20 protein-coding genes are annotated in these 20075 nt (G+C 57.3%); 19 read left to right on the forward strand and 1 reads right to left on the reverse strand.

Translation table 11 applies throughout. The features are described from left to right. Positions 1-21: 21 nt before the first annotated feature. From BLO51_RS05435 to spoVM, 17 genes are all read left to right on the forward strand, one after another. Positions 22-1917: a bifunctional homocysteine S-methyltransferase/methylenetetrahydrofolate reductase gene (locus tag BLO51_RS05435; RefSeq protein ID WP_090668138.1), complete on the forward strand. Its 1896-nt coding sequence runs from the start codon at positions 22-24 to the stop codon at positions 1915-1917. 14 nt (positions 1918-1931) lie between these two features. After that, positions 1932-2828 (forward strand): YicC/YloC family endoribonuclease, encoded by an 897-nt coding sequence (locus tag BLO51_RS05440; protein ID WP_245719538.1) that lies wholly within the window; start codon positions 1932-1934, stop codon positions 2826-2828. Between the two features lie 131 nt (positions 2829-2959). Beyond that, a complete protein-coding gene (gene remA / locus BLO51_RS05445; RefSeq protein ID WP_009672664.1) occupies positions 2960-3220 on the forward strand; it encodes an extracellular matrix/biofilm regulator RemA in 261 nt (86 codons plus the stop codon). Then, positions 3210-3851 (forward strand): guanylate kinase, encoded by a 642-nt coding sequence (gene gmk, locus BLO51_RS05450; RefSeq protein ID WP_090668142.1) that lies wholly within the window; start codon positions 3210-3212, stop codon positions 3849-3851. The genes remA and gmk overlap by 11 nt, the downstream gene beginning before the upstream one ends. Position 3852: 1 nt before the next feature. Further along, on the forward strand, positions 3853-4068 hold the full coding sequence (gene rpoZ, locus BLO51_RS05455) for a DNA-directed RNA polymerase subunit omega (protein ID WP_090667983.1): 216 nt from the start codon (positions 3853-3855) through the stop codon (positions 4066-4068). A gap of 75 nt (positions 4069-4143) precedes the next feature. Continuing rightward, on the forward strand, positions 4144-5349 hold the full coding sequence (gene coaBC, locus BLO51_RS05460) for a bifunctional phosphopantothenoylcysteine decarboxylase/phosphopantothenate--cysteine ligase CoaBC (protein WP_090667986.1): 1206 nt from the start codon (positions 4144-4146) through the stop codon (positions 5347-5349). A 7-nt stretch (positions 5350-5356) separates the two neighbouring features. Continuing rightward, entirely contained in the window at positions 5357-7861 is a 2505-nt protein-coding gene (gene priA / locus BLO51_RS05465) for a primosomal protein N' (RefSeq protein WP_090667989.1), read from the forward strand. A gap of 103 nt (positions 7862-7964) precedes the next feature. Next, on the forward strand, positions 7965-8447 hold the full coding sequence (def, locus tag BLO51_RS05470; protein ID WP_090667992.1) for a peptide deformylase: 483 nt from the start codon (positions 7965-7967) through the stop codon (positions 8445-8447). Further along, positions 8444-9391, forward strand: coding sequence for a methionyl-tRNA formyltransferase (gene fmt / locus BLO51_RS05475; protein ID WP_167670108.1), 948 nt, complete (start codon positions 8444-8446; stop codon positions 9389-9391). Before def ends, fmt begins: the two co-directional genes overlap by 4 nt. A gap of 54 nt (positions 9392-9445) precedes the next feature. Further along, a complete protein-coding gene (gene rsmB / locus BLO51_RS05480) occupies positions 9446-10930 on the forward strand; it encodes a 16S rRNA (cytosine(967)-C(5))-methyltransferase RsmB (RefSeq protein ID WP_090667994.1) in 1485 nt (494 codons plus the stop codon). A gap of 92 nt (positions 10931-11022) precedes the next feature. After that, the gene (rlmN, locus tag BLO51_RS05485) at positions 11023-12108 is read left to right on the forward strand and encodes a dual-specificity RNA methyltransferase RlmN (protein ID WP_090667997.1); all 1086 of its coding nucleotides are present in this window, start codon (positions 11023-11025) and stop codon (positions 12106-12108) included. Positions 12109-12116: 8 nt separating this feature from the next. Next, positions 12117-12887: a Stp1/IreP family PP2C-type Ser/Thr phosphatase gene (locus tag BLO51_RS05490; protein WP_090668148.1), complete on the forward strand. Its 771-nt coding sequence runs from the start codon at positions 12117-12119 to the stop codon at positions 12885-12887. A gap of 7 nt (positions 12888-12894) precedes the next feature. Further along, a complete protein-coding gene (gene pknB / locus BLO51_RS05495) occupies positions 12895-15090 on the forward strand; it encodes a Stk1 family PASTA domain-containing Ser/Thr kinase (RefSeq protein ID WP_245719539.1) in 2196 nt (731 codons plus the stop codon). Beyond that, positions 15090-16001, forward strand: a complete 912-nt coding sequence (rsgA, locus tag BLO51_RS05500) for a ribosome small subunit-dependent GTPase A (protein ID WP_090668004.1) — start codon at positions 15090-15092, stop codon at positions 15999-16001. Before pknB ends, rsgA begins: the two co-directional genes overlap by 1 nt. 1 nt (position 16002) lies before the next feature. Beyond that, a complete protein-coding gene (gene rpe, locus BLO51_RS05505; RefSeq protein WP_090668007.1) occupies positions 16003-16671 on the forward strand; it encodes a ribulose-phosphate 3-epimerase in 669 nt (222 codons plus the stop codon). 1 nt (position 16672) lies between these two features. Beyond that, a complete protein-coding gene (locus tag BLO51_RS05510; protein WP_090668010.1) occupies positions 16673-16924 on the forward strand; it encodes a hypothetical protein in 252 nt (83 codons plus the stop codon). Between the two features lie 225 nt (positions 16925-17149). Beyond that, positions 17150-17230, forward strand: coding sequence for a stage V sporulation protein SpoVM (gene spoVM, locus BLO51_RS05515; protein ID WP_014652194.1), 81 nt, complete (start codon positions 17150-17152; stop codon positions 17228-17230). A 171-nt stretch (positions 17231-17401) separates the two neighbouring features. On the opposite strand, the gene rpmB is transcribed toward spoVM, so the two are convergent. Then, positions 17402-17590, reverse strand: coding sequence for a 50S ribosomal protein L28 (rpmB, locus tag BLO51_RS05520; RefSeq protein WP_010498258.1), 189 nt, complete (start codon positions 17588-17590; stop codon positions 17402-17404). 203 nt (positions 17591-17793) lie between these two features. On the opposite strand from rpmB, the gene BLO51_RS05525 reads away from it, so the two are divergent. Together BLO51_RS05525 and BLO51_RS05530 are read left to right on the forward strand one after the other, a co-directional pair. Then, positions 17794-18156: an Asp23/Gls24 family envelope stress response protein gene (locus tag BLO51_RS05525; protein ID WP_090668013.1), complete on the forward strand. Its 363-nt coding sequence runs from the start codon at positions 17794-17796 to the stop codon at positions 18154-18156. 99 nt (positions 18157-18255) lie between these two features. Continuing rightward, a complete protein-coding gene (locus tag BLO51_RS05530; protein WP_090668152.1) occupies positions 18256-20052 on the forward strand; it encodes a DAK2 domain-containing protein in 1797 nt (598 codons plus the stop codon). Positions 20053-20075: the final 23 nt, after the last annotated feature.

The following is a 20075-nucleotide window of genomic DNA, read 5'->3' on the forward strand; positions in this document are numbered from 1 at the left end:
GAGAGAAGGGAGATGCCGTTAGTGAAACCGGATTTGCGAGAAGCGCTCAGACGTCAAGTGCTGGTAGGGGACGGGGCCATAGGGACGTACCTGTACCAGATGGGTTTTCCTGTCGGCATTTCTTATGAAGAATTAAATTTGCTGAAGCCCGATGTCATTATGGACGTGCATCGGCGCTATTACGAAGCGGGCGCGCGCTTAATCGAAACCAATACGTTTTCGGCGAACCGCGAAAAGCTGTCCAAATACGGGCTGGAGCAGGAGATGGAGGCGATCAACCGCGCCGGCGTCGAGCTGGCCAGAAAAGCGGTTGGGGACGATGCCTATATCGTCGGCGCCATCGGCTCGATCCGGGCGGGCAAGCGCAAAAATGTCCGCACGGCCAAGATCAAGGATGATTTCTGCGACCAAATTGAGGTGCTTGTCGATACGCCGGTGGATGGGCTGCTGCTCGAGTCGTTCTACGATCTGGAGGAAATGTTGATCGCGCTGAAGCTGATCCGCAAGGTCAGCGAGCTCCCGGTCATTTGCCAGTTTGCCACCGAAGGCACGGGCTCGACGCATGACGGCATCCTGCTGACGGAAGCGCTCCGCATGCTGACGGCGGCCGGGGCGGACGTGGTCGGCTTTAACTGCCGGAGCGGTCCGAACGGGCTGATGCGTTCGCTCCAGCGAGTCGCCAGCATGGAGGGTGCGCCGCCGATTTCGGTATTCCCGAACGCAGGGATCGCCGACTACGTGGACGGACGATACACTTACGCGGCGACTCCGCAATATTTTGGACAAACTGCCCGGAAATTCGTCGACCTGGGGGCGCGGATCGTCGGCGGCTGCTGCGGCACGACGCCCGAGCATATCGCCGCCATGGCGCAGTCGCTTCAGAACTATACGCCCGATCCGAATGCTTTGCGCTTGCTGCAGGAAGTCGGCGGCAGAAGCGAGACCGGCCGCAATGTGCCGCTCCTGCAGCCCGTATCGTCGCCTCCCGCTCCGGAGCCGAATCTCGTGAAGCTAGCGAAGGAACGCTATACCGTCATCGTGGAGCTTGACCCGCCACGCGATCTGGACATCGAGAAGTTCATGCAGGGTGCGCAGGCGCTCAAAAATGCCGGGGTCGACGCGCTGACGATGGCGGACAATTCGCTGGCCGTCACACGGATGAGCAATTTGGCGCTCGGCAGTCTGGTGAAAGAGAGAATCGGCATGAAGCCGCTCATTCACATCGCCTGCCGGGACCGCAACATGATCGGCACCCAATCGCATATGATGGGGCTGCACGCGCTCGGCATCGACCATGTGTTGGCCGTGACGGGCGATCCGGCCAAGTTCGGCGATTTGCCGGGTTCGAGCTCCGTTTACGATCTGACGTCGTTCGAGATCATCCGGATGATCAAGCAGTTAAACGAGGGAATCGCTTTTTCCGGCAAGTCGCTTAAGAAGAAAGCGAATTTCGTCGTCGGCGCCGCCTTCAATCCCAACGTCAAGCACTTGGATAAAGCGGTGCAGCGGCTTGAGCGCAAAATCGAGTCCGGCGCCGATTATATCATGACTCAGCCTGTCTATAATGCGGAGCTGATCGAGAAGGTGTACGAGGCGACAAAGCATCTGGATGTTCCGATCTTCATCGGCATTATGCCGCTCGCCAGCGGGGGCAACGCCGAATACCTGCATAACGAGGTTCCGGGCATTCAGTTATCGGACGAAGTCCGGCAGCGGATGAACGGGCTCAAGGGCGAGGAAGGACGGGCCATGGGCGTGCAGATCGCCAAGGAACTTCTCGATGCGGCAATGTGTTATTTTAAAGGAATTTACCTGATGACGCCGTTCCTTGCCTACGAGATGACCGTACAGCTGACGGAGTACGTTTGGGAGAAAGCGCAGCGGCTTGATTCCCACTTGTACCCACTATCAAAATGAATTAGAATAGGATAATGGATGTGAAGGCCATGGTCATCAGTATGACCGGCTTCGGACAAGCCGCACGTATGACGGACGGCTTCCGGATCCAGATTGACCTTAAATCGGTCAATCACCGTTACTGCGAGATCGTGGTACGGATGCCCCGGGAATTTGCCCGTTACGAGAACGCGGTTAAAGCCGCCGTTCAGCAGCATGTAAGGCGCGGGCGTGTCGATGCGTTCGTTACGATGGAACGCGACCGCGACGTACCGCAAGCCATCGAGATCGATTGGAGCTTGGCGATGGGCTACGTCCAGGCGGCCGAACAGCTGCGGGAGCGGTTATCCCTTAAGGACGAGCTGCGCCTGCGCGACTTGCTTGCCATTCCCGGCTTGGTTGAGATCGGGCAGAATCAGGAGATGGCCGAGGAGCGGATGGAAGCGGAGCTTGTTGCCTGCGCAGCGGAAGCGGCCAGGGAGCTTTCGGACATGCGCGAGAAGGAAGGCGCCTTTCTTCAGAGCGATCTGATGCAGCGTATCGGGACGATGGAGCAATATTGCAGTGCTGCGTCGGGAATCGCGCCTCAAGTGGTGCAAGATTATGCCGGCAAGCTGCGCGCCCGGATCGAAGAGCTTTTGCAGCAAGCGCCTCCGGACGAGCAGCGGCTTGCGATGGAGATCGCCGTCTTCGCCGACCGCGCCAGCATCGCCGAAGAGCTGACCCGTCTGCAAAGCCACTGCAAGCAGTTCCGGGAACTGCTGAAATCTTCCGAGCCGGTGGGCCGCAAGCTCGATTTTCTCGTTCAGGAGATGAACCGGGAAGCGAATACGATCGGTTCTAAAGCGAATCACGCCCAACTGGCCGCCGTGGTGGTCGACATGAAAGCGGAGCTTGAAAAAATGCGGGAGCAGATTCAAAATATCGAGTGATTTTAGTAATTAACTCTTTCTTTTGAAATGATTTTTGTTTGTTGCGGGTGGCGGAGGCAGATGCTGCTGATTCGCAGCCTCTGACGAACAACCTCTCATTTTAAAAGAAAGTTCCAGGGGGAACCTATAACATGGCGATCAAACTAATCAACATCGGTTTCGGGAATATCGTATCTGCGAATCGAATTATTTCCATTGTCAGCCCGGAATCGGCACCGATCAAACGGATCATCCAAGAAGCGCGCGACCGCCATATGCTGATCGATGCGACTTACGGTCGCCGCACCCGCGCCGTCATTATCACGGACAGCGATCATGTCATTTTGTCCGCGGTACAGCCGGAAACGGTGGCGCATCGACTTTCCAATAAGGACGATGATCATGACGAGTAATGTAGGATATACCCCTGCGGATAAAGGAATCTTGATCGTGCTTTCCGGCCCTTCCGGCGTCGGCAAGGGTACCGTCTGTAAAGCGCTGCGGAGCTGCACGTCGGATATCGTGTATTCGGTCTCCGCGACAACGCGGGCTCCGCGGCAGGGCGAAACGGATGGGGTCAATTATTTTTTTAAGACCAGGGAACAATTCCGGCAAATGATCGAGCAAGACCAGATGCTGGAATGGGCGGAATACGTAGGCAATTATTACGGGACGCCGCGCAAGTTTGTAGAAGATACGCTGAACACAGGCAAAGACATTATTTTGGAAATCGAAGTGCAGGGTGCGCTAAAGGTGAAGCAGAAGTTCCCGGAAGGGGTATTCATTTTTTTGCTGCCTCCGTCGCTGCCGGAGCTTGAAAGCCGTATCGTCGGACGCGGCACGGAATCCGAGGAAACGATTCGCAATCGAATGTCGGTGGCGGTCGATGAGATTGCGATGATGGAGCATTACGATTATGCGATCGTCAACGATCAAGTAGACCTTGCGTGTTCCCGCATCCGCAGCATTTTGACGGCGGAGCACTACCGCAAGGACCGGATGGTTTCCAAAATTCAACATTGGATGGCTGAGGTGAAAAAATAACATGTTGTATCCTTCAATCGACAGACTTTTGGACAAGGTAGACAGCAAGTATTCGCTCGTAGTAGCGGCCTCTAAACGGGCGCGCATGCTGCGCGACGGTTCCAAAACCGAAATGAAACAGAAGAAATCTCACAAATACGTAGGGCTGGCGCTGGAAGAAATCTACGAAGACCATATTTCCTACGAGAAATTGCAAAACAAAGAATCCTCAAAGTAAACAACAACCCTCGCGGTTGTTATTTTTTTCGCAAGGATACGATTTATTGCCCGTAAGGGAAAGGAGCGAAGCCCCATGTTGAACGGAAAAACAGTCTTGCTCGGGGTCAGCGGCGGCATTGCCGCTTACAAAGCGGCGGCGGTGTGCAGCAAGCTGGCGCAGGCGGGAGCCGACGTGCGGGTGATCATGACGGAATCGGCGACCCAATTTGTGGCGCCGCTAACGTTCCAAACGTTGTCGAGACACGACGTCATCTTCGATACGTTCGACGAAAAGGACGCTTCCGTCGTATCGCATATCAATCTGGCCGACAGGGCGGACGTCGTCGTGATCGCCCCGGCCACCGCCAACGTTATCGGCAAAATCGCGCTGGGCCTTGCCGACGATATGCTCAGCACGACGCTATTGGCCACCACGGCGCCGATTCTCGTAGCTCCCGCCATGAATGTACATATGTACGCGCATCCTGCGGTGCAGGTGAATATGCAGAAGCTTGCGGAACGCGGCGTCCGGTTCATTGAGCCGGGTACGGGTCAGCTGGCTTGCGGCTACGTGGGCAAAGGCCGCTTGGCGGAGCCGGAAGAGATCGTGGCTGCGATCGAACGTTTTTTCCAAGAGAAGCGGCTGCTTGAAGGCAAGCATGTTCTGATTACGGCTGGCGCGACAATGGAACGGATCGATCCCGTCCGGTACTTGACCAACGATTCTTCGGGCAAAATGGGGTATGCGATCGCTGAGGAAGCGCAGCGGATGGGGGCGAACGTGACGCTCGTCACGGGCAAAGTTTCAATTGCTGCGCCCGCCGGCGTGACTGTGGTTAAAGTCGAATCCGCACTGGAGATGATGGAAGCGGTCCTTTCCCGGCTGCCCAAGCAGGATGTAATTATCAAGGCGGCGGCTGTGGCCGATTACCGGCCCGTCGAGCAGGCGGAGCACAAAATCAAGAAAAACGAAGACGAAATGATGATGCGGCTGGTAAAAAATCCGGATATCGCGCAAGCGGTCGGCGAACGGAAGAAGCCGTCGCAGCTTCTCATCGGTTTTGCGGCCGAAACGCAGCATTTGGAGACGTTTGCACAGGAAAAGCTGAAGAAGAAGCACTGCGATCTGCTGGTAGCCAACGACGTGACGATGGAAGGGGCAGGCTTCGGCACGGATACGAACGTCGTACGGATTTATGATTCCGCGGGGCTGGTTGAAGCGCTGCCTCTGATGTCGAAAGGACAAGTGGCGGCCAGATTGCTCACGCTAGTTGCGGATCGTCTCGGAAAGGGGAGATGACCGACGAATGTACGCCAAAGTCATTGTGGATGTCCCGGCCCGACCTACGAACCGGGCATTTGATTATATTGTGCCGGAAACGATGCGGGACTACATCACCGTGGGGAGCCGCGTAGGCGTTCCCTTCGGTCCGCGCACCGTACAAGGGTTTGTCGTGGAGCTTCACGACGGAACGGACCTCGACCCGGAGAAGCTGAAGCCGATCCACCAAACGTTGGACGTCACTCCTCCGCTAACCCCCGAGCTGGTGAAGCTGGGCCGCTGGATCAGCCGCACGTACCTTTGCCACGAAATGATTGCGCTGCAAGCGATGATCCCCGGCGCGCTGAAGGCCAAATACGAACGGCATGTGAAGGCGGCCGACGACCAAGAGACCAAAGAAAAGCAGCCGGAGCTGCTGCCTCTGCTCCTCCCCGAGCAGGAAGAAATCCTCGCTTATGTCCGCAAGCACGAATCGGTCGAGCTGGAATCGCTGCTGCAAACCTTCCCGGAACAAGGCGCACTGATCAAGCAGCTGATGGAAGACGGCCGGCTGACGGAAATTCAAATGGTCAAAGACCGGATGTCCACGAAAAAAGCGCTTTATGTGTTTCCGCCGAACGATCCCGACCAACTGGAAGCGTGGCAAGCCGAGCTGCCGGCCCGTGCGGCCAAGCAAAAGCAGGTGCTCGCTTTTCTGCAGGAGTATCCCGAGCCGATCAAGCTGACGGAGCTGCTGACGAAGCTGCAAATCACCGCCGCGGCGGTCAAGGGGCTCGCCGAACGAGGCTGGCTTCGGCTGGAGGAGACCGAAGTGCAGCGCGATCCTTATGCGTCGCGCACCTTCAAGCCGACCACGCCGCTTCCGCTGACGCCCGAGCAGCAAGCGGTGTTCGAACGGATCAGAGAGGCGGTGCAAGGACGGACGCCGCGCGTCTTTTTGCTGCACGGAGTGACCGGCAGCGGCAAGACGGAGGTGTATCTCCAGTCGATCCAATCCTGCTTGGATCAAGGCCGCGAAGCGATCGTGCTCGTCCCGGAAATTTCGCTTACGCCTCAGATGGTCGAGCGGTTCAAAGGAAGGTTCGGCAACCGGGTCGCCGTGCTGCACAGCCGTCTCTCTAACGGCGAACGCTATGACGAATGGCGCAAAATCGTGCGCCGGGAAATCAGCGTCGTGATCGGCGCGCGCTCGGCGATTTTCGCGCCTTTTACGAATATCGGACTCATGATTATCGACGAAGAACACGAATCGACCTATAAGCAAGAAGAAAGTCCGAAATATCATACCCGCGACGTGGCGATCGCCCGGGCGGGCGAACACGGGGCCTCGGTCGTGCTGGGCTCCGCTACCCCATCGCTGGAAAGCATGTACCGGACCTCCGTTGAAGCCGCCGCATCGGCAACCCCGGATCGGCCGGCATTCGAATTGCTTTCCATGCCTTCGCGCGTCGAGGGAAGGCCGCTGCCGCCGGTGAACATCATCGATATGCGTGAGGAACTGAAAAGCGGCAACCGGTCGATGTTCAGCCGCGCCTTGTATAAAGCGATCGAAGATCGGTTACACAAGAAGGAACAGGTCGTCCTGCTGCTGAACCGGCGCGGGTACGCCACGTTCGTCATGTGCCGCACCTGCGGCTATGTTGCGGATTGTCCGCATTGCGATATCTCGCTGACCTACCATCAAAGCTCCAAGGCGATCCGCTGTCATTACTGCGGCTACGCGGAGCGTGAATTGGCCGTCTGCCCGGACTGCGGCAGCGAGCATATCCGCCATTTCGGCACGGGAACGCAGCGGGTCGAGGAGGAGCTCGGCAAGCTGTTTCCCGGCATTCGCGTCATTCGCATGGATGTGGACACGACGACGGAGAAGGGCTCGCACGAAAAATGGCTCGGGATGTTCCGGAATCGTCAGGCTGATGTGCTGCTCGGCACGCAGATGGTCGCCAAGGGGCTTGATTTCCCCTATGTGACGCTCGTCGGCGCGCTCGCTGCCGATTCCGTTCTGAACCTGCCCGATTTTCGCGCGGCCGAACGGTCATTCCAACTGCTGACGCAGGTGGCGGGACGCGCCGGACGGCACGAACTGCCCGGCGAGGTGTTCGTGCAAACGTACACGCCGGAGCATTACAGCATTATGAGCGCGAGCAAGCATGATTATATGGGCTTTATGCGCAAGGAGATGCTGATACGCAAGCTGCATAATTACCCGCCGTTTCACCGGCTCGTCTTGATGACGCTGTCGCACGAGCAGGTGCAGCTGCTGCTGCGCGCGGGCGAAATGCTGGCTTCCCGTCTGAAGGAGCTGGCGCAGACGATGCAAGCGGACGGAACCGAGCTGGAGGTGTTGGGGCCCGTCGCTTCGCCGATTTCAAGGATTAAAGATAGATATCGGTTTCAATGCATGATAAAATATCGGGGGGAGACGGACATTTCCGCCTTGGTCCAGAAAGCGGCCGCCGTGCTTGACGATACCGTCAAGCAGCACAAGCTGACGGTGGCGATCGACGTCGATCCCCAAGTGTTAATGTAACGAAGCTGTCAACCGGTCCATGCGGCCGGAATATACATAATGTGTCAGGCGGCTGCAGAAGAGCCGATTCATTCTCTTGAAATGAAAAGGAAGGTGCTTTTACATGGCAATCAAAATCATCGTGAAGGACCCGGACCCGGTGCTGCGCGAAAAATGCAAGCCCGTTCCTAAAATTACGCCGAACATTCATAAGCTGCTGAATGACATGGCGGATACGATGTATGATGCGGAGGGCGTAGGATTGGCCGCGCCGCAGATCGGCATTCTTAAGCGGGTCATCGTCATGGACGTCGGCGACGAGCACGGCTTGATCGAGCTGATCAATCCAGAGATCATCGAGCGGGAAGGGGAGCAGTTCGGACCGGAGGGCTGCTTAAGCATTCCCGGATTTACGGGCGATGTAAAGCGGGCTGCCCGTGCGAAGGTGAAAGGTCTGAACCGCAACGGCGAGGAGATCGTCATCGAAGGGACCGAACTGCTGGCCCGCTGCATTCAGCATGAGGTGGATCATTTAAACGGGGTGCTGTATACGGACTTGGCGGAAAAAATGTATCGCAGCGAGCAACAGGATCGTGATGACGCATGAGAGTGATTTTTATGGGCACGCCGGATTTCGCCGTGCCGTCTCTGCAGACGCTGCTGGACGATAAGAAGCTGGAAGTCGTCGCTGTCGTCACACAGCCGGATCGTCCGGTCGGGCGCAAACGCGTACTGACGCCGACCCCCGTCAAGGTCGAGGCGGAGAAGCACGGCCTGTCCGTGCTTCAGCCGGAACGGCTGCGCCGCCCGGAGTCCGTCGAGGCGATCCGCGCTCTGCAGCCGGATCTGATTGTGACGGCGGCCTTCGGACAGATTTTGCCGAAATCGGTACTCGAACTGCCGAAGCTGGGCTGTATTAATATTCACGCGTCGCTGCTTCCCAAATACCGCGGTGGGGCGCCGATCCATTACGCCGTGATGAACGGCGACGCCGTTACCGGCGTCACGATCATGTACATGGCGGAAGGTTTGGATACCGGTGACATGATCAGCAAGATCGAGGTGCCGATCGAGGACAGCGATACGACCGGCACGATGTTCGATGAGCTGGGCTTGGCCGGAGCGAAGCTGCTGGAGGAGACGCTGCCGGATTTGCTGGCGGGCTGCGTGCAGCCGGTGCCGCAGAACGATGCGGAGGCGGTATATTCGCCGAACATCACCCGCGAGCTGGAGCGGATCGATTGGATAAAGCCGGCGATGCAGCTGTGGAATCTGGTGCGGGGGCTGCATCCCCGGCCGGGAGCTTATACGCTGTGGAACGGCGAAGTATTGAAAATATGGACGTGCGCCAAGCCCGCCGAGTCGGATCGGGCACCTGACGGCGTACAGCCGGGCACCGTGCTGGAAGCGGGAGAACGGGGAATCGCCGTGGCTGCCGGACAAGGCGTGCTGCGGATCACGGAGCTGCAGCCGGCTGGCAAGAAGGCCATGGACGCCGCCGCGTTCGCGCGAAGCGGACAGCTGGCGCCGGGCACTGTGCTTGGGACATAGTCGGGCGCTTGAGCTATGAGATGCTGTGAGCTATAGAAGAAAAGCGGAGGAATTATGAGCGAAACGAATCAACCGTCCTCCGGACGGACCAAGCAGGCGGGAGCGGCAGGAGGCAAACGTACCAGCGGCGCGGCTTCGGGTGGAGCTCGTGGGAGCCGTCAGGGGAATGTTCCCCGGGCAAGCAAAGGCCCGACTCAAGGCTCGGCCAGGGAAGCGGCCCTTGACGTACTGGTGCGGATCGAGCAGGACCTTTCGTACAGCAATTTGCTGCTCAACCAGACGCTGCAAAAGTACAAGCTGGACAAGCCGGACGCGGGGCTCACGACCGAAATCGTATACGGAACGGTGCAGCGGCTCGGCACGATCGACTTTTTTCTGGAGCGGTTCGTCAGCAAAGGGCTGGCGAAGCTGCAGCCGTGGGTTCGCAACCTGCTGCGGCTGAGCTTTTACCAGCTGCACTATTTGGACCGGATTCCGGACCATGCGGTCGTCAACGAAGCAGTCAATATCGCGAAGCGGCGGGGCCATCAAGGCATCTCCGGCATGGTTAACGGCGTGCTGCGCAGCGTGCTCCGCAGCAAAAGCGAGCTCGTCCTGCCCGCCGGGCTACCGGCCGAGCGGCGCATCGCGCTTGCGCAGTCGCACCCGGAGTGGCTGGTGCGGCGCTGGGTTCGCGAGTTCGGCGAGCAGACGGCCGAACGGCTCTGCGAGGCCAACAACACGCCGCCGCGCGTGAGCCTTCGCGCGAATGCGCTGAAGCTCGGCCCGGGCGAGCTGGCCGAGCGGCTGCGGCAAGGAGGGCTCGAAGCGGAGCCCTCCGCCGTTGCGCCCGCCGGCGTGATCGTGCGCGGCGGCGGCAACATGGCCCTCGCGCCGGACTATGCGGCGGGCCTGTATTCGGTTCAGGACGAGAGCTCCATGCTCGTCGCGGAATGGGTGGACCCGCAGCCGGGCGAGCGGGTGCTGGACTGCTGCGCCGCGCCCGGCGGCAAGACGACGCACCTTGCGGAGAAGATGGGCGACCGCGGCGAAATCGTCGCTTGCGACGTGCACGAGCATAAGCGGAAGCTCATCGAGGAGCAGGCGGAGCGCCTCGCGCTGCGTTCGATTCGGACGCTGACGGCCGATGTGCGCCGGTTGGCGGAGCATTTTGCCCCGGAAAGCTTCGACCGCATCCTGCTCGACGCCCCCTGCTCGGGGCTTGGCGTCATCCGGCGGAAGCCGGATATGAAGTGGAGCAAGAGCGAAGCGGACCTGACGGAGATCTGCGATATTCAGCGGGAGCTGCTGGAAGCGGTACAACCGCTGTTGAAGCCGGGCGGCGTGCTGGTATACAGCACGTGCACGGTGGAGAAAGCCGAGAACGAAGACATGATCCGCGAATTTTTGGAGCGTCATCTTTCGTTTGCGCCGGATCTGCCCGAAGTGTCGGGGACGCTCAAGGACCGGTTGGACGAGGAGCTCGCTGCGGTGCGGATCATGCCGTACGATTACGGCTCGGACGGATTTTTTATCGCCCGGCTGCGCAAGCGAGCATAGAACCGCAAAATGTGGTAAAATAAAACGTGGCTTTTCGGCGGAATGTCCCCCGTAAGGGCTTCACTATAGACTAAACAGGTTGTGATGCATACATGAATGAAATAGAAAGCAGATGGCAGCCGAAAAACGAAAAGCCGTATGTCTACGACTTTACTCTGGAGGATTGGCAGCAATGGGTCAAGGACAACGGTGAGGCGGGCTTTCGAGCCGGCCAAATTTTCGATTGGCTGTATGTGAAAAGAGTTTCAAGCATCGACGAGATGACGAATCTGCCGAAAACGCTCCGGGACCGGCTTAAGGAGCAGTTTGACTTCGTCACGCTCACGGAAGTGGCGCATTACCGTTCGAAGGACGGGACCGTCAAGTTTTTGTTCGAGCTTAGCGATGAGAATGCCATCGAAACGGTGATCATGAAGCACAGCTACGGCAACAGCATCTGTGTAACGACGCAGGTCGGCTGCCGGGTCGGCTGTACGTTCTGTGCCTCGACGCTTGGCGGATTGAAGCGGAATTTGACGTCCGGCGAGATCATTGCCCAGGTGGTCAAGGCGCAGCAGCTTTTGGACGAAACGCAGGAGCGGGTCAGCAGCATCGTCATCATGGGAATCGGCGAGCCGTTCGAGAATTACGACGCGGTGATGAAGTTTCTCAAGGTGATGATTCATCCGAAGGGGCTGAATATCGGCCAGCGGCACATTACGGTGTCGACGAGCGGCATCGTTCCGAACATTTACCGGTTTGCCGACGAAGATACGCAGATCAATCTGGCGATTTCGATTCATGCGCCGAACGATACGCTGCGTTCCAAGCTGATGCCGGTCAACCGCCGGTACCCGTTTGCCGAGCTGATCGAAGCCTGTCAATATTACGTCGCAAAAACCGGACGGCGTATTACGTTCGAATACGCACTGATGGGCGGCGTGAACGATCAGGCCGAGCACGCGGAGGAGCTGGCAAAAGTATTAAAAGCATTTCCGATGGCGCACGTGAACTTGATTCCGGTCAATTTCGTTTCCGAGCGCGACTTTGTGCGTACGCCCCGGAATGATATCTTCACGTTCCAACGCATTCTGGAACGAAACAAAATCAACGCCACCATACGCCGGGAGCAGGGCAGTGATATCGCGGCCGCCTGCGGGCAGCTGCGGGCGAAGCATATGGAGTCGGGTGCGAGGTGAAGCAAGCGATGCTGAGATTGGCTTATCAATCCGATATCGGCCGGGTGCGTGCGGTCAACGAGGACCGCGCAGCCGTTCAAGAGGGCTTGAACGGCTGGACCCTCGCCATTGTCGCAGACGGCATGGGAGGCCATCAGGCCGGAGATATCGCAAGTCAGATGGCGGTGGAGCTTATCCCGCTGCAGGTGAAGTCCTTGGACCCGAACCGGTCGTCCGAGGAGAGGCAGCATAAGTTGAAGGAAGCGGTCGAAGCCGCCAACGATAACATTTTCGAATTTGCGTCCGGACGCGAAAATTACCACGGGATGGGGACGACCGTCGTTGCCGTGCTGGCGAACGACGATCGGGCCGTTATCGCGCATATCGGCGACAGCCGCGTATACCGGATTCACGACGGGCAGATCGAGCAGCTAACGGAGGATCATTCGCTTGTCAACGAGCTAGTCAAAAGCGGCCAGATCACCCGCGAGGAAGCGAGCCACCATCCGCGGCGCAACGTCTTGACGCGGGCGCTCGGAACCGAGCCGACGATCGAGGTGGACGTGCAGGAAATCGGTTGGGGCACCGGAGACTTGCTGCTGCTGTGCAGCGACGGACTAAGCAGCCTGGTTGAACCGGGCCAAATGCTCCAAACCGTGAAGGAGACGGACGGCTTGGAGCACAAGGTAGACCGCTTGGTCCAGGCTGCGCTGGATGCCGGGGGCGACGACAACGTAACGGTGCTGCTGATCGAGAACGGGCCGGGTTCGGCGGTACATGACGACGGGGAAGCGGGGTGAGGAAGGAATGATCGGTAAGCAGCTAGGAGGACGCTACGAGATTTTGGGACGCGTCGGCGGCGGCGGAATGGCCATCGTATACAAAGGACTCGATATTTTATTGCATCGGCATGTCGCCGTGAAGGTGCTGCGCCAGCAGTACGTGCACGATGAAGAATTCATTCAGCGTTTTCGCCGCGAAGCGCAAGCCGCCGCCTCCTTGTCGCATCCGAACGTGGTCAGCATATACGACGTCGGCCAAGAGGAAGACATCCATTACATCGTGATGGAGTATATCGAGGGAACGAACTTGAACGAGCAGATTAAGGAAAAAGCTCCGCTGCAGGTGGAGGAAGCCGTTCATATTGCGAGCCAGATTTGCGACGCCCTCGATCATGCGCATCATAATCAGATCATTCATCGGGATATTAAGCCTCACAATATTTTGATCGGCAAAAACGGCCGCGTCAAAGTGACCGACTTCGGGATCGCCCGCGCCGTCACTTCTTCCACGATTACGCAGACCGGCTCCGTCGTCGGCTCGGTTCATTATTTTTCACCCGAGCATGCCAAAGGGACGCCGACCGGCGAGCAATCGGACTTGTATTCTCTCGGGATTGTCATGTACCAGATGCTGACAGGCCGGCTGCCGTTTCTCGGCGAAAGTCCGATCAGCGTAGCATTGAAGCATTTGCAGGAGGATGTCGAGGAGCCCCGCAAGGTGAATCCGCTCATCCCGCAAAGCGTGGAAAACATCATTCTGCGAGCGATGCGCAAAAGCACGTCCGAGCGGTATCGTTCGGCCAAAGACGTGCTGAGCGACCTTGAGTCGTGCCTGCTGCCGCACCGCCGCAACGAGCCGAAAGTCAACTTTTTGGACGACGATGAGCTGGATGAGGAAAAGACGCGGGTCATGCCTGCGCTGCGGCCGGGACAATACGCCGTTGTGGAGGATGACGACGATGCGCCCCGTGCGAAGGAGACGGCGCCGCTCGAGAAGCAGAAAAAGGGCTGGGTCAAGCCGTTGGTCTGGTTCGTGGTGCTTATGGCGCTTGTTGGTGGGATGTGGTATGCGGTCCAGTACGTGCAGGAGAAATTGTCGGTGCAGCGGGTCGATATCCCGAATGTGGTGGATAAGCCGCTTGCTGAAGCTAAGAAAATATTAGAAGACAGCAAGCTTCAAGTGGAAGCGGATTATCAGAATGATGATGTAAAGCCGAAAGATATTGTCATCCAGCAAAGCCAGGCGAATAATCAGGTTATCGTGGGCACGACGATCAAGCTGACTGTCAGCGCAGGGCCTACAAGCAAAAAAATTCCGGATGTTACAAACCTAAAGCTGGCGGATGCCAAAACGAAGCTGATCTCCTCCGGCTTCGATTCGAAAAATATCTCCATCGTTCAAAAGTTTCTGGAAGCCGAGCCAGAAACGGTGACGTCTCAGAAGCCTACGCCCAATGAGGAGTACACGATTCCGGGCGATGTCAAGGTCGAGCTGACCGTTAGCAAAGGCCGGGAAACGTTCAAGATGCCGAACCTGATCGGCAAGACGGAAAACGAAGCGAAAACGCTCCTTAGCGTCAACAATCTGAAGCTTTCCAAGGACGGGACTGTCCGCCAGCCGAGCTACAAGCAAAGCAAGGGCCGTGTAACGAAGCAATTTCCGTTCGAGCCAGACGACGATGTGATGCCGGGTACGGAAATTACGCTGACCGTCAGCTCCGGTCTTCCGCCGGAAGCGGGACAGATGACCGTGCCCGTGCAGATTAAGCCATCCAAGGAAGGGCAGGCAGGTACGGCCAAAGTCATCCTGAGCGATGCGGCGGTCGAAAACTCGGAATACCAGAAGCTTACGAACGTGACCAAGACGGAAACGCTTGAGGTGAAGCTGGTCGTTTCGCCGGACAAAGATGCGACGATCCAGATTCGCGGGGATAACATTCAGAACGATTCGATAACAATCACCTATAAGAATTATCAGGATCAAAAAAGCGGCAACAATCAGTCGAACGGGGCCGGTACGCCACCTAATGCGGATACTGGGACGAACGGCGGCGGGAAGACCGAACAGCCAGCGACTCCGGCTTCCGGCACGGGCGGCGCGAGCGGCAAGCCGGCGAAACAGGGAAGCGGCGGAACGACGCCACCGCCGACCGGACAGAACGGAGACGCAGCGACGGCTCCGGCCGGGAATACGACAGGTACAGGAGGCAAGAATCCATAATGCCAACCGGGTTAATCGTTAAGGCGCTAAGCGGATTTTACTACGTGCTTGCCGATGACACGCAAACGACCGAATCGGTGCAATGCCGGGCGAGAGGCATTTTCAAGAAGCGCGGCATTTCGCCGCTCGTCGGCGACCGCGTGGTGTTCGGGCTGACGGAGAACGGGGAAGGAACGGTTGACGAAATTCTTCCCCGCTCCTCCGAGCTGATCCGGCCGCCGGTGGCAAATATCGATTTGGCCGTACTGGTGTTCTCGGTGACCGAGCCGGCGCTTAATTTACCGCTGCTGGACAAGTTTCTAGTTCATACGGAAAGTGCCGGACTCGATACGCTGATCTGCTTGACCAAGCATGATCTCATGTCCGAAGGAGGTTCGCCTGACAGCGTTTCCGATCGATTGGCGTCAGCGATCCGGCTCTACGAATCGGTCGGTTACCCGGTGCTTGTGACAAGCGCCAAGGAAGGCATTGGCGTGAGCGAAGTATATGATCGGCTGGCGGGCCGCATTGGGGTGTTCGCAGGGCAGTCTGGCGTCGGGAAGTCGTCGCTACTCAACGCCATGGTGCCGGGGCTGTCGCTGGAAACGAACGAAATCAGCATGAAGCTCGGACGGGGCAAGCATACGACGCGCCATGTCGAGCTGATCCGGCTGCAGAACGGCGGACTTATCGCCGATACGCCGGGCTTTAGCCAGCTTGACTTTTTGCAGGTGGATGCAGAGGGGCTCAGCGGGGCTTTCCGGGAATTTGCGCCTTATGCCGCAGCGTGCCGCTTCCGCGGCTGCCTGCATCTGCACGAACCGGGCTGCAAGGTTCAGGAGGCCAAAGAAGCGGGCCATATCGCCGTATCAAGGTACAACCATTACATTCAATTTTTGAACGAGATCAAAGACAAAAAGAGGAGGTACTAGGATGCTGCATATCGCTCCTTCGATCTTATCCGCCAACTTTTCCAAGCTGGGTGAAGAAATTGCCGACGTCGAGCGCGGCGGGGCCGACTGGATTCACGTCGACGTAATGGACGGACATTTCGTGCCGAATATTACGATCGGACCGCTGGTGGTGGAGGCCATCCGGCCGATAACGAAATTACCGCTCGACGTGCATCTGATGATCGAGCAGCCGGACCGCTACATTGCCTCGTTCGTTCAGGCAGGCGCAGACCTCATTTCGGTTCACGCCGAGGCATGCGTCCATCTGCACCGGACACTTCATTATATCAAGGAGCAGGGCGTCAAAGCAGGCGTCGTGCTGAATCCGGCCACTTCGCTCCATGCTTTGGAGCATGTGCTTGAGGAAGGACTGCTCGACTATGTGCTGCTGATGACGGTTAACCCCGGCTTCGGCGGGCAGAAGTTTATTTCCGCGACGTTGCCCAAAATCGCCGGACTGCGCCGCATGCTGGACGAGCGGGGACTTCAGCACGTGGACATCGAGGTCGACGGCGGCATCAATACCGAGACGGCCAAGCTCGTTGCCGAAGCGGGCGCCAATGTGCTCGTTGCCGGGAATGCGGTGTTCAACCGGCCGGACCGCGCCGAGGCGATCCGCGCGATCCGGGAAGCCGGGAGCGGCCGGTAAAATGCGGGCGCTGCAAATTTTTGCCTTCAGTTTGCTATGCGCCGCCCTGCTGTTTGTGTTTTCCATTATCGACGGCGTGGTGAAGTTTGCCTTTTCGCTGGGGGCTATATACGTCGGTATCCTGTTTTTTAAGCGATACGAGACGCGCGGCCCGCGCATTGCATTCGTCTTGATCACGATCTTATTTTACTTTATTTATTCGGTGTTCTACGCGTTGTATTTGGCTATTCAGCAGCAGCAGGCTGCGGTTTGAGAAGAAAGAAAAAGAACCCGGACGTGCATAACCGGCGCTGGGGTCGCATACACATGGTTACAAAAGTACGGTTTCCGGCTTTTGTAGCCTTTTTTGTTTTTTCGGTGCCCGGAATTTGCATGGCACGTTTTGGGGAGCAGCGGAATATACTTATAACGAGGTGGTTTACTGCGCGCATGGCTCGAGGTCGGCTTTGCGTCGTAAAGTCTGGAGGGAGGGTGCAAAATGAAATTTTACACTATCAAGCTTCCGAAGTTTTTGGGTGGGTTTGTGAAAGCTGTACTTAATACATTCAGCAAAAACTGAAGGTACGCTTGTCCATACTTTGGCGCCGGCTGCCGGGCTAGGGCAGGCGCCACACCCAGGATCAACGGCTCAGTCGTCCTTGTCTTGCAAGACAAGCGCGTTTGTCAAGGATTCATTCTTGTCAACTAAAAAAAGCACCTGAGCCAGGTGCTTTTTGTCTGCAGACGCAGATTACACGCGAGTTACTTTTCCGGATTTCAGAGCTTTCGTGCTCACCCAAACGCGTTTCGGTTTGCCGTCGACCAGAATGCGAACCTTTTGAACGTTGACACCCCAAGTGCGTTTCGCTTTGTTGTTCGCATGGGATACGTGGTTGCCGGTACCCGGGCCTTTACCTGTGATAAAACATTTGCGGGACATTGATTACACCTCCTTAAAGCATACACGCTTCAAAAACACACTTAAACATCATATCACAGCGGCCTAAACGCCGTCAACGCAGCTTCTTCGTTTTCTTCCCCTGCAGCCCCTTGCAGCCCGTGTTTTATTTTATTTCTTGCGGCGAATATAGTACAATGATTCGTAGTCCATGCTAATTTTGGGATCGAAGGAGCTGTATGGAGATGACAATCGAACTGGCTTCAGAATATGGAAAAATCTATGTTACGGACGAAGTAATCGCCGCACTTGCGGGTTCGGCGGCGTTAGACTGCTACGGACTTGTTGGGATGGCTTCGCGCAATCAACTCAAGGACAATATTGCCGAACTGCTGCGTGTCGACAATTTACGGCGGGGAGTCGAGGTTCACCGCAACGAGCAGGATGTCCTGACCATTGATTTATATATCATCGTCAGCTACGGCACGAAAATTTCGGTCGTTGCGCATAACGTGCAGAGCAAAGTAAAATACATGCTTGGGGAAGTCGCGGGCCTGCAAGTGGCGAACGTGAACATTTTTGTCCAAGGCGTGAGGATTACTGAATGAGACCTGTGACGACAGCGGTTGTGGCCGAAACATGTTATGGATCGCCGACAGGGTTATAGCGAAAGGGGAACGGTCTTTTTGGGTAAGCGCTTAAAAGAAATGAATGGACAAGATTTCATCCGAATGGTAGAAGCGGGAGCGCATAGGCTGACGACGAACGCAGAGCGGGTCAATGCGCTCAACGTCTTTCCGGTACCGGACGGCGATACGGGCACGAATATGAATTTGACCTTGACTTCCGGGGTGGAAGAGCTTCGCCGCCGTCCGTCGGACCACTTGGGTAAAACAGCAGAAGCGCTTGCCAAAGGCTTGCTGATGGGCGCTCGCGGCAACTCGGGCGTGATTCTGTCGCAGTTGTTCCGCGGTTTTGCCAAAGCCGTATCCGACCTGCCTTCGGCCAATGCCCAGCAGGTGGCTGCGGCGTTTCAGAACGGCGTGGATATGGCCTACAAAGCCGTTGTTAAACCTGTGGAAGGTACGATTCTGACCGTAGCCAAGGAAGCGGCGAGGCAGGGCGTACAGACCGCCAAGCGGCAGCTGGATGTCGCTGTCGTGATGGCGGAACTGCTGGATAAAGCGAAAGAGGCGCTGGCCAAAACGCCGGACATGCTTCCCGTGCTGAAGCAGGTGGGCGTCGTCGATTCGGGCGGACAGGGGCTTGTGTATATCTACGAGGGCTTTGTATCCGTTCTGGACATGGAAGTGGAAGCTCCTGCGGAGGAGCCGGCCGATATGCCGTACGTCGCTTTTGGCGCGGTGCTGCCGCTGGAGGAGACGCTAGAGTCGGTTGCGACGATGTTTGATTTTACAGGTCACGAGCGTGTGCAAGCGAAGCTGGCGACGGAGGATATCGAGTTCGGGTATTGTACGGAGTTTATGGTGACGCTGAATCCGGGCAAGCCGAACGGCTGCAAATTTGACGAGGCTCTGTTCCGCGAGGAGCTGTCTGCCTTCGGCGATTCTCTGCTTGTCGTGGCCGACGACGATCTGGTCAAAGTGCATATCCATGCCGAATTCCCGGGCAGCGTTATGAATCTGGCCCAGAATTACGGGGATCTCAGCCGGATCAAAATTGAAAATATGCGCGATCAGCATACGCATCTTCTGATGGAGGAGGCCGGACCGTCCGGCGCGGTCGCGGCATTGGCCAAGGCGACGCATTTGCTGGACGCGGCCAGAGAGCTCGAACTCGGCAGGCCGACCGTCCATGCGGCGAACGGTCCGTCCCGCGAGCTCAAGCCGTACGGCTTTGTTGCCGTATCCGCTGGGGAAGGCATCTCCGGTATTTTCGGCAGTCTGGGCGTCGATCGGATTCTGCACGGCGGACAAACCATGAACCCGAGCACCGAAGATATCGTCCGCGCCGTAAGCGAGGTCGAAGCGAGAATCGTGTTCGTGCTTCCGAACAATTCGAACATCATCCTGGCTGCGCAGCAGGCCGTGGAGCTTGTGGAGGATAAGCAGGTTGTCGTTGTTCCCAGCAAGTCGATTCCGCAAGGCATTGCCGCTGTCATCGCATTCCAGGAGGAAGCGGCTCCCGAAGAAAACATCGGCGAAATGCAGAAGGCGCTGCAGCAAGTACAGGCCGGTCAAATCACCCATGCCGTACGCGACACGCAAATGGACGGGATCGATATTAAAGAGGGCGACTATATCGGCATTCATAACGGCCGCATCGTTTCCTCGGCTCCGGACCTCGTCGATTCCTGCAAAAAGCTGATTGACTCCATGCTGGATGCGGGTGCGGAGATCGTGACCTTGTATACCGGAGCGGATGCGGTGCAGGAGCAGACCGAGGAGCTTGTCGGGTATGTCGAACAAACGTATCAAGAGGTGGAAGTGGAAGTGCAGAACGGCGGACAACCGCTCTATTACTACATCATTTCCGCGGAATAAGCGGTTCGTTTTCGACCCTATGT

Origin of the sequence: Paenibacillus tianmuensis (genome assembly GCF_900100345.1) — a bacterium.
In the GTDB taxonomy this organism is placed as follows: domain Bacteria; phylum Bacillota; class Bacilli; order Paenibacillales; family NBRC-103111; genus Paenibacillus_G; species Paenibacillus_G tianmuensis.

Coding starts and splice junctions, on each gene's coding strand:
- remA (WP_009672664.1), top strand. CDS start 2,960: ATGGCGATCAAACTAATCAACATCGGTTTCGGGAATATCGTATCTGCG.
- def (WP_090667992.1), top strand. CDS start 7,965: ATGGCAATCAAAATCATCGTGAAGGACCCGGACCCGGTGCTGCGCGAA.
- coaBC (WP_090667986.1), top strand. CDS start 4,144: ATGTTGAACGGAAAAACAGTCTTGCTCGGGGTCAGCGGCGGCATTGCC.
- BLO51_RS05510 (WP_090668010.1), top strand. CDS start 16,673: ATGCGGGCGCTGCAAATTTTTGCCTTCAGTTTGCTATGCGCCGCCCTG.
- BLO51_RS05490 (WP_090668148.1), top strand. CDS start 12,117: ATGCTGAGATTGGCTTATCAATCCGATATCGGCCGGGTGCGTGCGGTC.
- rsgA (WP_090668004.1), top strand. CDS start 15,090: ATGCCAACCGGGTTAATCGTTAAGGCGCTAAGCGGATTTTACTACGTG.
- rsmB (WP_090667994.1), top strand. CDS start 9,446: ATGAGCGAAACGAATCAACCGTCCTCCGGACGGACCAAGCAGGCGGGA.
- priA (WP_090667989.1), top strand. CDS start 5,357: ATGTACGCCAAAGTCATTGTGGATGTCCCGGCCCGACCTACGAACCGG.
- rpmB (WP_010498258.1), bottom strand. CDS start 17,590: ATGTCCCGCAAATGTTTTATCACAGGTAAAGGCCCGGGTACCGGCAAC.
- rlmN (WP_090667997.1), top strand. CDS start 11,023: ATGAATGAAATAGAAAGCAGATGGCAGCCGAAAAACGAAAAGCCGTAT.
- rpoZ (WP_090667983.1), top strand. CDS start 3,853: ATGTTGTATCCTTCAATCGACAGACTTTTGGACAAGGTAGACAGCAAG.
- fmt (WP_167670108.1), top strand. CDS start 8,444: ATGAGAGTGATTTTTATGGGCACGCCGGATTTCGCCGTGCCGTCTCTG.
- BLO51_RS05525 (WP_090668013.1), top strand. CDS start 17,794: ATGACAATCGAACTGGCTTCAGAATATGGAAAAATCTATGTTACGGAC.
- BLO51_RS05440 (WP_245719538.1), top strand. CDS start 1,932: ATGGATGTGAAGGCCATGGTCATCAGTATGACCGGCTTCGGACAAGCC.
- rpe (WP_090668007.1), top strand. CDS start 16,003: ATGCTGCATATCGCTCCTTCGATCTTATCCGCCAACTTTTCCAAGCTG.
- BLO51_RS05530 (WP_090668152.1), top strand. CDS start 18,256: ATGAATGGACAAGATTTCATCCGAATGGTAGAAGCGGGAGCGCATAGG.
- gmk (WP_090668142.1), top strand. CDS start 3,210: ATGACGAGTAATGTAGGATATACCCCTGCGGATAAAGGAATCTTGATC.
- pknB (WP_245719539.1), top strand. CDS start 12,895: ATGATCGGTAAGCAGCTAGGAGGACGCTACGAGATTTTGGGACGCGTC.
- spoVM (WP_014652194.1), top strand. CDS start 17,150: ATGAAATTTTACACTATCAAGCTTCCGAAGTTTTTGGGTGGGTTTGTG.